Annotated in this window: 11 protein-coding genes; 8 read left to right on the top strand and 3 right to left on the bottom strand. The window is 73.7% G+C overall.

Annotated features, from left to right (window positions below; all coding sequences use genetic code 11):
• The first annotated feature begins 11 nt into the window (after positions 1-11).
• A complete protein-coding gene (locus A949_RS0131650; RefSeq protein WP_026005233.1) occupies positions 12-578 on the top strand; it encodes a histidine phosphatase family protein in 567 nt (188 codons plus the stop codon).
• 140 nt (positions 579-718) lie between these two features.
• Here A949_RS0131650 and A949_RS0131645 read toward each other — a convergent pair whose 3' ends face one another.
• From A949_RS0131645 to A949_RS0131635, 3 genes are all read right to left on the bottom strand, one after another.
• Positions 719-1,702, bottom strand: a complete 984-nt coding sequence (locus A949_RS0131645; RefSeq protein WP_019360075.1) for an aldo/keto reductase — start codon at positions 1,700-1,702, stop codon at positions 719-721.
• A gap of 148 nt (positions 1,703-1,850) precedes the next feature.
• On the bottom strand, positions 1,851-2,558 hold the full coding sequence (locus A949_RS0131640; RefSeq protein WP_026005232.1) for a class I SAM-dependent DNA methyltransferase: 708 nt from the start codon (positions 2,556-2,558) through the stop codon (positions 1,851-1,853).
• Between the two features lie 118 nt (positions 2,559-2,676).
• Positions 2,677-3,795, bottom strand: a complete 1,119-nt coding sequence (locus tag A949_RS0131635) for an FAD-dependent oxidoreductase (RefSeq protein ID WP_037708395.1) — start codon at positions 3,793-3,795, stop codon at positions 2,677-2,679.
• A gap of 53 nt (positions 3,796-3,848) precedes the next feature.
• Between A949_RS0131635 and A949_RS0131630 the strand changes: the two genes are divergently transcribed.
• The 7 genes from A949_RS0131630 (at position 3,849) to A949_RS0131595 (ending at position 11,074) form a co-directional block, all read left to right on the top strand.
• Positions 3,849-4,541, top strand: coding sequence for a TetR/AcrR family transcriptional regulator (locus A949_RS0131630; RefSeq protein ID WP_037708392.1), 693 nt, complete (start codon positions 3,849-3,851; stop codon positions 4,539-4,541).
• A gap of 181 nt (positions 4,542-4,722) precedes the next feature.
• Positions 4,723-5,457 carry a hypothetical protein gene (locus tag A949_RS0131625; protein WP_019360071.1) on the top strand — a complete coding sequence of 245 codons (735 nt, stop codon included), beginning with the start codon at positions 4,723-4,725 and terminating at the stop codon, positions 5,455-5,457.
• A 683-nt stretch (positions 5,458-6,140) separates the two neighbouring features.
• The gene (argC, locus tag A949_RS0131615; protein WP_019360069.1) at positions 6,141-7,169 is read left to right on the top strand and encodes an N-acetyl-gamma-glutamyl-phosphate reductase; all 1,029 of its coding nucleotides are present in this window, start codon (positions 6,141-6,143) and stop codon (positions 7,167-7,169) included.
• Entirely contained in the window at positions 7,166-8,338 is a 1,173-nt protein-coding gene (argJ, locus tag A949_RS0131610) for a bifunctional glutamate N-acetyltransferase/amino-acid acetyltransferase ArgJ (protein ID WP_019360068.1), read from the top strand. Before argC ends, argJ begins: the two co-directional genes overlap by 4 nt.
• Positions 8,335-9,306, top strand: coding sequence for an acetylglutamate kinase (gene argB / locus A949_RS0131605; protein ID WP_019360067.1), 972 nt, complete (start codon positions 8,335-8,337; stop codon positions 9,304-9,306). Before argJ ends, argB begins: the two co-directional genes overlap by 4 nt.
• Entirely contained in the window at positions 9,303-10,511 is a 1,209-nt protein-coding gene (locus A949_RS0131600; protein WP_019360066.1) for an acetylornithine transaminase, read from the top strand. The genes argB and A949_RS0131600 overlap by 4 nt, the downstream gene beginning before the upstream one ends.
• A gap of 35 nt (positions 10,512-10,546) precedes the next feature.
• Positions 10,547-11,074, top strand: coding sequence for an arginine repressor (locus A949_RS0131595; protein WP_019360065.1), 528 nt, complete (start codon positions 10,547-10,549; stop codon positions 11,072-11,074).
• Positions 11,075-11,082: the final 8 nt, after the last annotated feature.

Below are 11,082 nucleotides of genomic sequence, written 5' to 3'. Positions count from 1 at the left end.
ACTCTCGGCGCATGCACGTGCGAATGACGTTACTCGCCGCGGGCCGCAGCTCTTCCGTGGCGAACGTGCGCTTCGACGACGAGCGTTCCCTGGACGCCGCCGGCTGGGAGGAGGTCGTCCGCCGGGCCCCCGCGCTCTCCCACCTCGCCGCCGCCGAACTGCGCTACTGCTCGCCCTCGGCGCGCTGCCGGGAGACCGGCGCCGTGCTCGGCCTCGCCCCGCTCGCCCAGCCGGCGCTGCTCGACTGCGACATGGGCCGCTGGCGCGGCGCCACCCTCGCCGAGGTGGCGGCCCGCGAACCGGAGGCCGTGCACCGCTGGTACGCCGACCCGTGCTCCGCGCCGCACGGCGGGGAGTCCCTGCTGTCCTTCATCCGCCGGATCGGCGGCTGGCTCGACACCCGTCCGGTGGGCGACGGCGACCAGGCGGTGGCCGTCACCGAACCGTCCGTCCTGCGCGCGGCGCTGTGCTATGTGCTCAAGGCCCCGCCGCACGCCTACTGGCAGGTCGAGGCGCATCCGCTCGCCACCCTCGCCCTCGCGGGCGGTGCCGGTGCCTGGCACCTCGACCTGCTGTGATCCGCGGCGCCCCGGACCGCGGCCGCGATCCGTATGCGGAGCGCCCCCTCCGGTCCGGCCCGCAGCCGCGACGTGTGCGGCCCTCCCGGCGCCCGCCGCCGTCCGCGCCGTACCCCGCACGGCCACCGGCCGGCCGCCGCTCAGCCGTTGACGAAGGCCAGGCCGCCGTCGTCGTAGCGGGCACCGGCGATCTGCTCCCGCGGAGCCGCCGCCTCGATGTCGGCCAACTCCTGTGCGGTCAGCGAGATCGAGAGCGCCGCCACGTTCTCCTCCAGGTACTTCTGCCGCCGGGTGCCGGGAATCGGCACCACCGTGTCGCCCCGGTGCTGTACCCACGCCAGGGCGAGCTGCCCTGCCGTGACGCCGCGCCGCTCGGCCAGTTCCTCCAGCCGCTCGACGATCGCCAGGTTGCGGTCGAAGTTCTCCCCGGCGAAGCGCGGCATGCCGCGCCTGCTGTCCGACTCCTCCATGGCGTCGACCGAGGTGTAGCGGCCGGTCAGGAAGCCGCGGCCGAGCGGTGAGAAGGGCACCACCCCGATGCCCAGTTCGCGGCAGACCTGGGCCGTGCCGTCCTCCAGGTCGCGGGTCCACAGCGACCATTCGCTCTGCAGAGCGCTGATCGGATGCACCGCGTGGGCCCGTCGGACCGTCTCCGCACTCGCCTCGGACAGCCCCAGGTGGCGCACCTTGCCCTCGGCAACCAGCTCCGCCATCGCCCCGACCGTCTCCTCGATGGGCACCTCGGGGTCCACGCGGTGCTGGTAGTACAGGTCGATGTGGTCGGTGCCCAGCCGCCGCAGCGACGCCTCGCACGCCTGGCGCACATAGGCCGCGTCGCCCCGGATGCGGATGGGGTCGTCCAGCTTGTTGGCGAAGCCGAACTTGGTCGCCAGCACCACCTCGTCGCGGCGGCCCGCGACGGCGCGGCCGACGAGTTCCTCGTTGGCGCCCTCACCGTAGTAGTCGGAGGTGTCCAGCAGGTTCACGCCCAGGTCGAGTGCCCGGTGGAGGGTGGCCACGGAGGTGGCCTCGTCGGACTTCCCGTAGGTGTGGCTCATCCCCATGCAGCCGAGGCCCTGCGCGGAGACGGCCAGATCGCCGAGGTGACGGGTGGGAAGGGTCATGTCGGTACCTCCTGAAGGGGAAAGAGAAACGCGGTGAACGGATGCCGGCCAGGCGCTCCGTGCGATCCGCCGGGGACGCCGGGCGCTGGAGCGTGCTCCGAGGCAGACCCCGCCGCGCCCGTCGTCCGGCCCACCGTGCGCGTGGTGCTCAGCCGTCTTCCCGCGCCCACACCAGCGCGGCCGAGACGGGGTGGTTGCGGAACTTCGCCCACTTCGGTTTGCGGGCCAGCCACTGCTCGTCGACGATGCCCTCGCGCATCTCCACGAGCCGCCACCCGGCGCCCAGTCCCGCCGCCACGTGGTCGCTGAGCAGATGGACGTGGGTCTCGATGGCGATGTCCTCGCCGGAGGCGTCGGTGAAGTGGGTGGGCATGCCGGAGGCCATGATGAAGTGCGGGTGGAAGGCGACGACCACGCAGTGCGCGCCCGGGGCCGCCAGCCGCCGGGCCTCCTGGTAGTACGGCCGCAGATCGGGCAGGTGCTCGTCGATGAGCGAGGAGATCACCAGGTCGTAGGCGCCCGACTCCAGCCCGGTGGCGCGCACATCGCCTTCCTGGAGCCGGTCGTGTGCGCCCCTGGCACGGGCCCGCTCCAGCATCTGCGGGGTGAGGTCGACCCCGTCGAGCGTGCCGGTGACGCCCCGCTGTCGCAGCCACGCGCCGGTCCGCCCGGTGCCGCAGCCCAGGTCGGCCGTGCGCCGCACCCCGCTCCAGGTGGGCACCGTCAGTTCGGCCAGCAGCGCGAGGTCCATCACGTCCTCGACGGTGTCCTCGTACGTGCTGACCCACCGGCCGTAGCCGGTGGCCACATCCACGGTCCGGTAGCCGCGGGTGTCGAAGTCGGAGAAGGAAGGCATGCGGGGCAGTATCACGGCGGGGCAGCCGGCCGTGCGAGGCATTTTTCCGGGCCCCGCACAGCGGGCCCCGCACAGCGGGGCCGGCCGGCGGCGCGGGCGGTGGACCCGCCCGCGCCGGTCAGGACGGCTGGACTTCGTCGAAGAGGGCGACGGCGCGGGCCGGGTCCGGACTCACGAGGCGTTCCAGGCCGGCCGTGGTCAGCTCCGCCCATCTGCCGGCTCGGGCCCACATGCGTTCCTCGTGGGCGCGGACGGCCTCCTCCGGATCCCCGGAACCGGTGGCGAGGGACTCGGCGAGTTCGGCGCCCTCCAGCATCGCGAGGTTCGCGCCCGCCCCCAGCGGGGGCATCAGATGGGCGGCGTCGCCCAGCAGCGTCACCCCGGGGACGTGCGTCCAGGTGTGGGACACGGGCAGGACGTACAGCGGGCGGTGGACGAAGGCGCTGCCGCGGCGGACGAAGTCGAGGACGGGATCGGCCCAGCCGTCGAACAGCGTCAGCAGATGCGCGCGTACCGCCTCCCCGTCGGCGAGGTCCAGGCCGGTGTGCCAGTCCAGCGGTGCGCGGAACTGGGCGTACACCTTGACGTGGCCGCCGCTGTTCCGCTGCGCGACGAGGGCCCGGTTCACGCCGTACACGGCCATCGCGCCGTCGCCGACCAGCCGGGCGAGGTCGGGGTGGCGGGTGTCGATGTCGTCCAGGGAGGTCTCGACGAAGGTGACGCCGGTGTAGTGCGGCGTCACCGGCGAGACCGCCGCGCGGGTCCGGGACCAGGCGCCGTCCGCGCCGATCACGAGGTCGAACGTCTCCTCCCGCCCGTCCGCGAGGCGGACCCGTACACCGTCCCGCATCCCGGGCACCACCTGCGTCACGCCCTGCCCCCAGCGCACGTCCAGTGGGCCGAGCAGCAGGTCGCGGAGCCGGCCGCGGTCGATCTCGGGATTGGCCCGCTCGTCCGGGTGGGGCTGCCAGTCGCGCAGCACGGTCCCGTCCGGTTCCAGGATGCGCATGGCCTGCCCCTCGGGCCGGGACACCGTCCGGAACTCGGCCAGCAGCCCCGCCTTCTCCAGTGCGCGCTGGCCCAGTCCTTCGTGCAGGTCCAGCGTGCCGCCCGGGGGACGCGCGTCGGGGGAGGGGTCGCGTTCGAGGACGGTGACGGGGTGGCCGTGGCGGTGCAGGACGCGGGCGAAGGTCAGACCGGCAGGGCCGCCTCCGGCCACTGCGATACGATAGCTCATGTCGATACACTGTATTGCGCCGCTACGGCGTATCGCAACAGTAGAGTGTCCCCATGACTGTGTGGGACCGGCCGGAACCGCCGACTCGCCCCGTGCCGCTAGACCGCGAGCGGATCGTCGCCGCCGCCGTCGCGCTGGCCGACGAGGGCGGGCTGGAAGCGGTGTCGTTGCGCAAGGTCGCCGCCCGGCTGGACGCCGGACCGATGCGGCTGTACCGCTACATCTCCACCAAGGAGGAGCTGTTCGACCTCATGGTGGACGAGGTGCAGGGCGAGATCCTCCCCGACGAGCAGCCCGGCGACTGGCGCGAGGCGCTGCGCGTCCTCGCCCACCGCACCAGGCGGGCAGCGCTCCGCCACGAATGGCTCGCCGACCTGCTCGGCGGTCGTCCGTCCCTCGGTCCGAACGGCCTCGCCGTGACCGAGGCCAGGCTGTCGGCGCTCGACGGCCTCGCCGGCCTCGACACCGTCATGCGGGCCGTGGAGACCGTCGGCGACTACACCACCGGCGCGATCAGGCGCGAGGTCGCGAACCTGCGGGCCGAGCGCGCCACCGGCCTGTCCGACCGCGACTGGCAGCGCGCCCACGGTCCGCATGTGACGAAGATGCTCGCCACCGGCCGCTTCCCGGCACTCGCCAAGGCCGTGCACGACGGCACGGAGGTGGACGCCGGGACGTCTTTCGCGAACGGCCTGGAATGGGTCCTCGACGCCGTGGCCGCCAAGCTCCCGCAGCCGCCCGCGTGACACCGGCACGGAAAACCCTTGGCGGCCCCGTCGCGGCCGTTGCTATGTTTCCGTCGGCCGTGCGAGGAGCGAGGAGGTGGTACCCGTGAACGTTTCGACATGGGTGCTCCCCTCCGGGGTCACGGTCGGGCGATAGGTCGTCCGGGAGCGCCGATCACGCGCACTCCCGAAAGGCACGACCATGCGTTTCACCTCCGAACAGCCCCTGGACGGCGGCGTCCTCGAACGCGAATTCACCCTCGACGGGATCCCCGGCATCCTGTGGACACCCACCGCCGCCTCCGCACCGGTCCCGCTGATCCTGCTGGGCCACCCCACGCTCGGACTGCGCAGGATGTACCCGCGGCTGGCGGCGCGGGCCCGGCACGCCGCGGCGGACGGGTTCGCCACGGCCACCGTCGAACTCCCCGGCAGCGGCGACCGGCCCCGCCTGCCCGTGCTCGAACAGGCCCGCGCCGACCTGCGCCGGGCCAAGGAGGCCGGTCGTCCGGTCGACGAGGAGATCATCGACGCCCTGGTCCTCCCGCTCGTCGAGGAGGCCGTCCCGGAATGGCGGGCCGCCTTGGACGCCCTGTTGGCGCTGCCCGGGATCGGCGGCCCGGTCGGGTATTCGGGGGGAGTGATCTCCGTCGGCATCCGGCTCGCGGTCGTCGAGCCGCGCATCGCGGCCGCCGTCCTCTTCGCCGGGAGCCTCATACCGCGCGTCATGTTCGAGGAGGCCCGCCGGGTCACCGTTCCGCTGCACGTCCTGTTGCAGTGGGACGACGAGGGCAACGACCGGCAGGCGGCCCTGGACCTGTTCGACGCCTTCGGCTCCGAGGAGAAGTCCCTGCACGCCAACATGGGCGGTCACACGGGCGTCCCGCAGTTCGCCGGGGAGGCCGCGGCCCGGTTCTTCACCCGCCACCTGGGGTGAGGCAGCGGCGGCCGGCCACCCGGCAGCGGTAGCGGGCCGGGCGCTGCGCGGGTACCGGCGGCCGACGGGGGTCGCGCCGCTGCCCTGTGCCGGAGTGTTCCGGCCGGCGTGCACACGCCGGCTGGAACACTCCGGGCCACCGGCGCGGCGTCCCGGCCGTCGGCGGTCAGCCGGTCAGGCGGTCAGGCGGTCAGCTCCGCGAGCTGCGCGTCGGCCCGCTCGGTGGCCGGCGCGAGGACGCGGCCGGCGCCCGCCGGGTCCTCGTCCGGTGTCCCGCCCCAGATGCGGGCGGCGAGGGGCGCGGTCTCCGCTCCGACTGCGGCGAGCAGCTCGCGCCCCGCGTCCGCGGGGCGAAGGAGCGCGTCGTCCGCGAGGACCGACTGCCTGGCTGCCAGTGCGTCGAGAGTGGCGCGGATGTCGACTCGGAGCGGCCTTGAGGGAGCCCCGGACCCGGGCGACGGCGTCGTCCGCCGTCAGCGGAGTACGGGCGGCGACGAGGGTGCGCAGGGTCACCTGCTGCCCGAAGGCGAGGCCGTGCCGGGCCGGGACGTGTTCCAGGACGCCGCGGGCGGCATGGTGGGCCCGGCCGGGCATGCGGGCGTCGGCCTCGGGCGGTTGATCACACGATTCATTGCATAAAACTGCTGCCCTGCGTATAGTCATGCCTTCGAGGAGGAGGTCTCATGGCAGTGCGCACGGCAGTGGCGGGAGCGAGCGGGTACGCGGGTGGTGAGGTGCTGCGCCTGCTCGCCGGGCATCCGCAGGTCGAGGTCGGGGCGCTGACCGGGAACAGCAACGCCGGACAGCGGTTCGGCACCCTCCAGCCGCACCTGGTCCCGTACGCGGACCGGATACTGGAGGAGACCACCGCGGAGCTGCTGCGCGGCCACGACGTGGTCTTCCTCGCCCTCCCGCACGGGCAGTCGGCGGCCGTCGCCGAGCAGCTCGGCGACGAGACGCTGATCGTCGACTGCGGCGCGGACTTCCGGCTGGCCGACGCCGCCGCCTGGGAGCGTTTCTACGGCACCCCGCACGCCGGCACCTGGCCCTACGGCCTGCCGGAACTCCCCGGCGCCCGTGCGGCGCTGCGCGGCACCCGGCGGATCGCCGTCCCCGGCTGCTACCCCACCGCCGTCTCCCTCGCGCTCGCGCCCGCCTACGCGGCCGGCCTCGCCGAACCCGAGGCCGTGGTCGTCGCGGCGACCGGCACCTCCGGCGCCGGCAAGGCCCTCAAGCCGCACCTGCTCGGCAGCGAGGTCATGGGCTCGATGAGTCCGTACGGGGTCGGCGGCACCCACCGGCACACCCCCGAGATGGTCCAGAACCTCTCGGCGGCCGCCGGACGCCGGGTCACCGTCTCCTTCACCCCGACGCTCGCCCCGATGCCGCGCGGCATCCTCGCCACCTGCTCCGCCAAGACCGCCCCCGGCACCACCGCGGAGCAGGTGCGGGCCGCCTACGAGAAGGCGTACCAGGACGAGCCCTTCGTCACCCTGCTCCCGGAGGGGCAGTGGCCCGCCACCGCCGCCGTGCAGGGGTCCAACTCGGTGCACCTCCAGGTCACCCGGGACCCGGAGGCGGACCGGATCGTCGTCGTCAGCGCGGTCGACAACCTCACCAAGGGCACCGCGGGCGGTGCCGTGCAGAGCATGAACATCGCCCTCGGCCTGGACGAGGGACTGGGACTTTCCACGATCGGAGTCGCACCATGAGCGTCACAGCGGCCGGCGGATTCACGGCCGCGGGCATCGCCGCCGGAATCAAGCAGAGCGGGTCCCCCGACCTCGCGCTCGTCGTCAACACCGGGCCGCGCCAGGCCGCGGCCGGAGTCTTCACCGCCAACCGCGTCAAAGCGGCGCCGGTGCTCTGGTCCGAGCAGGTGCTCAAGGGCGGCCGGGTCTCCGCCGTCCTCCTCAACTCCGGCGGCGCCAACGCCTGCACGGGCGCACCCGGCTTCCAGGACACCCACGCCACCGCGGAGCGCACCGCCGCGGCGCTGACCTCCGCCACCGGCACCGAGCACAGCGCCGCCGAGATCGCCGTCGCCTCCACCGGGCTGATCGGGGAGCGGCTGCCGATGGACGCGCTGCTGCCCGGAGTCGAGGCAGCCACCGCCGCGCTCTCCGCGCACGGTGGCGAGAAAGCCGCCCTCGCCATCAAGACGACCGACACCGTGCACAAGACCGCGGTCGTCTCCGACCCCGCGGGCTGGACGGTGGGCGGGATGGCCAAGGGCGCGGGCATGCTCGCGCCGGGCCTGGCCACCATGCTCGTCGTGCTGACCACCGACGCCGACCTGCCGGCCGAGGAGCTGGACGCCGCGCTGCGCGCCGCCACCCGCACCACTTTCGACCGGATCGACTCCGACGGCGCCATGTCCACCAACGACACGGTGCTGCTGCTCGCCTCCGGCGCGAGCGGCGTGCGGCCGGAGGCGGCCGGGTTCGCCGAGGCGGTCCGCGCGGTCTGCGCCGACCTGGGGCAGCAGCTCGTCCGGGACGCCGAGGGCGCCTCCAAGGACATCCGGATCGAGGTGGTCGGCGCGGCCGACGAGGACGAGGCCGTCACGGTGGGCCGCACCATCGCGCGCAACAACCTCCTCAAGTGCGCCGTGCACGGCGAGGACCCCAACTGGGGCCGGGTGCTGGCCGCCATCGGCACCACCGACGCGGCCTTCGACCCCGACGCGCTGGACGTGGCCATCAACGGGGTGCAGGTCTGCCGCGGCGGCTCCGTCGGCGAGGACCGGAACAAGGTCGACATGCGCTTCCGCGAGGTCCGCATCACCGCCGACCTGCACGCCGGAGCCGCGTCCGCCGTCATCTGGACCAACGACCTGACGGCCGACTACGTCCACGAGAACAGCGCGTACTCGTCATGAGCACCCGGAAGCCGAGCACTCGCAGGCACACCGCGCTGCCCAAGGCCCAGACCCTCGTCGAGGCGCTGCCCTGGCTGACCCGGCACCACGGAAAGACCGTCGTCATCAAGTTCGGCGGGAACGCGATGGTGGACGAGGAGCTGAAGGCGGCCTTCGCACAGGACGTCGTCTTCCTGCGGCACGCCGGGCTGCGCCCCGTGGTCGTGCACGGCGGGGGCCCGCAGATCAGCAGGCAGCTCGACCGGCTCGGACTGGAGTCGCAGTTCCGTGCCGGGCTGCGGGTGACCACGCCCGAGACCATGGACGTCGTACGGATGGTGCTGGCGGGCCAGGTCCAGCGCGAACTGGTCAACCTGCTCAACCAGCACGGCCCGCTGGCCGTCGGGATGACCGGCGAGGACGCCCACATCATGGCGGCGACCAAGCATCTGGCCGAGGTCGACGGCGAGCCCGTCGACCTCGGCCGGGTGGGCCGCATCAGCTCCGTGCAGACGGGGGCGATCGAGGCACTGCTGGCGGACGGCCGGATCCCGGTGATCTCCTCCATCGCCCGCAGCGCGGACGACGACCACGTCTACAACGTCAACGCCGACACCGCCGCCGCCGCGCTCGCCGCGGCACTGGGTGCCGAGACGCTGATGGTGCTCACCGACGTGGAGGGCCTGTACGCGGACTGGCCGAACAGCGACGACGTGATCAGCGAGTTGACCGCCGCGGAGCTGGAGAAGCTGCTGCCCGACCTGGCGAGCGGGATGGTGCCCAAGATGGAGGGCTGCCTGCACGCCGTACGCAACGGAGTGCACACCGCCCGGGTGCTGGACGGCCGGGTGCCGCACTCCATCCTGCTGGAGATCTTCACCGACGAGGGCATCGGCACGATGGTCGTGCCCGACGCCGTTCCCGCGCCGCGGCACACCCCGCCCGGCGCGCCGCTGACCGTGGACGACGACGCGGAGGGCCCCGCATGACCATCACGCACGACAACTCCGCCCTCACCGGCCGGTGGCAGGGCGCCCTGATGAACAACTACGGCACGCCGCGCATCCCCCTCACCCACGGCGAGGGCAGCAGGCTGTGGGACGCCGAGGGCAGGCAGTACCTCGACTTCGTCGGCGGCATCGCCGTCAACGTGCTCGGCACCGCGCACCCGGCGGTCGTGCGGGCCGTCTCCGACCAGGTCGCCACCCTCGGCCACGTCTCCAACCTCTTCATCGCCGAGCCGCCGGTGCTGCTCGCCGAGAAGCTGCTGGAGATCGCGGGCCGGCCGGGGCGGGTCTACTTCGCCAACTCCGGGGCCGAGGCCGTCGAAGCCGCCTTCAAGATCGGACGGCGCACCGGCCGCACCGGCATGGTCGCCACCCACGGCGGCTTCCACGGCCGCACCATGGGGGCCCTCGCGCTGACCGGCCAGCCCGGCAAGCAGGACCCCTTCCGCCCGCTGCCCGGCGAGGTCACCCACGTCCCCTACGGCGACGCGGAGGCGCTGCGCGCGGCGGTCACCGAGGACACGGCCTTCGTGATCATCGAGCCGGTCCAGGGCGAGAACGGCGTCGTCGTCCCGCCCGAGGGCTATCTGACCGCAGCGCGCGAGATCACCGCCGCCACCGGGACGCTGCTGGTACTGGACGAGATCCAGACCGGCATCGGCCGGACGGGGCACTGGCTGGCCTGCCAGGCCGAGGGCGTCGAGCCGGACGTGGTCACCCTCGCCAAGGGGCTGGGCGGCGGGCTGCCGCTCGGCGCCGTGCTGGCCTTCGGGGCCGCGGCCGAACTGCTGGAGCCCGGCCAGCACGGCTCCACCTTCGGCGGCAACCCCATCGCCTGCGCCGCCGGGCTCGCGGTGCTGGAGACCATCGCCGCCGAGGGACTGCTCGACCACGTCAAGCGGGTCGGCGCCCGGCTGCGCGACGGCGTCGCCGGGCTGGGCCATCCCATGGTCGCGCAGGTCCGCGGTGCGGGGCTGCTGCTGGGTATCGTGCTCACCGAGCCGGTCGCGCCGCACGCGCAGCAGGCGGCGCAGGACGCGGGCTTCCTGGTGAACGCGGTCGCTCCGGACGTCCTCCGGCTCGCTCCGCCGCTGATCGTCGGCGAGGAGGAGGCGGACGCGTTCGTCAGCGCGCTGCCCGCCGTCCTCGACGCGGCAGCGTCCGGCGCCGCGGCCGGCAGAGGATGATCCGAAGGCAGACGAACCAGAGGGGTACGCGCACGATGACCGAGGAGCAGCACGGGGGACAGGCCGTCCCGCAGACCCGGACGGCCCGGCACCGCCGCATCGTCGACATTCTCAGCAGGCAGCCGGTCCGCTCGCAGAGCCAGCTCGCCAAGCTCCTGGCCGACGACGGGCTCACGGTCACCCAGGCCACCCTCTCCCGGGACCTCGACGAGCTGGGCGCCGTCAAGATCCGCAACACCGGGGGCGAGCTGATCTACGCGGTCCCCGCCGAGGGCGGGGACCCCACCCCGCGTGCTCCGCTGGGCGAGTCGGCCACCGAGGCCCGGATGGCCCGGCTGGCCGGCGAACTCCTCATCTCCGCCGAGGCGTCCGCCAACCTCGTCGTCCTGCGCACCCCGCCCGGCGCCGCGCAGTTCCTCGCCTCCGCCATCGACCAGGCCGGCGTGCACGAGATCATCGGCACCATCGCCGGTGACGACACCCTGCTGCTGATCAGCCGCGACGCCGAGGGCGGCCAGGCGCTGGCCGACCATCTGCTGGCGCTGGCGCAGAAGGAGCGCTGAGCGCCGAC

The organism is Streptomyces sp. AA1529, from assembly GCF_000280905.1.
Lineage (GTDB): Bacteria > Actinomycetota > Actinomycetes > Streptomycetales > Streptomycetaceae > Streptomyces.
The sequence above is the reverse complement of the archived record's forward strand: the minus strand, read 5'-3'. Positions and strand labels throughout refer to the sequence as shown.

What these genes read in the sequence shown, in the direction of transcription:
- A949_RS0131600 (WP_019360066.1), top strand. Translation starts at nt 9,303, where the DNA reads ATGACCATCACGCACGACAACTCCGCCCTCACCGGCCGGTGGCAGGGC.
- A949_RS0131595 (WP_019360065.1), top strand. Translation starts at nt 10,547, where the DNA reads ATGACCGAGGAGCAGCACGGGGGACAGGCCGTCCCGCAGACCCGGACG.
- argB (WP_019360067.1), top strand. Translation starts at nt 8,335, where the DNA reads ATGAGCACCCGGAAGCCGAGCACTCGCAGGCACACCGCGCTGCCCAAG.
- A949_RS0131635 (WP_037708395.1), bottom strand. Translation starts at nt 3,795, where the DNA reads ATGAGCTATCGTATCGCAGTGGCCGGAGGCGGCCCTGCCGGTCTGACC.
- A949_RS0131650 (WP_026005233.1), top strand. Translation starts at nt 12, where the DNA reads ATGCACGTGCGAATGACGTTACTCGCCGCGGGCCGCAGCTCTTCCGTG.
- A949_RS0131640 (WP_026005232.1), bottom strand. Translation starts at nt 2,558, where the DNA reads ATGCCTTCCTTCTCCGACTTCGACACCCGCGGCTACCGGACCGTGGAT.
- argJ (WP_019360068.1), top strand. Translation starts at nt 7,166, where the DNA reads ATGAGCGTCACAGCGGCCGGCGGATTCACGGCCGCGGGCATCGCCGCC.
- A949_RS0131645 (WP_019360075.1), bottom strand. Translation starts at nt 1,702, where the DNA reads ATGACCCTTCCCACCCGTCACCTCGGCGATCTGGCCGTCTCCGCGCAG.
- A949_RS0131630 (WP_037708392.1), top strand. Translation starts at nt 3,849, where the DNA reads ATGACTGTGTGGGACCGGCCGGAACCGCCGACTCGCCCCGTGCCGCTA.
- A949_RS0131625 (WP_019360071.1), top strand. Translation starts at nt 4,723, where the DNA reads ATGCGTTTCACCTCCGAACAGCCCCTGGACGGCGGCGTCCTCGAACGC.
- argC (WP_019360069.1), top strand. Translation starts at nt 6,141, where the DNA reads ATGGCAGTGCGCACGGCAGTGGCGGGAGCGAGCGGGTACGCGGGTGGT.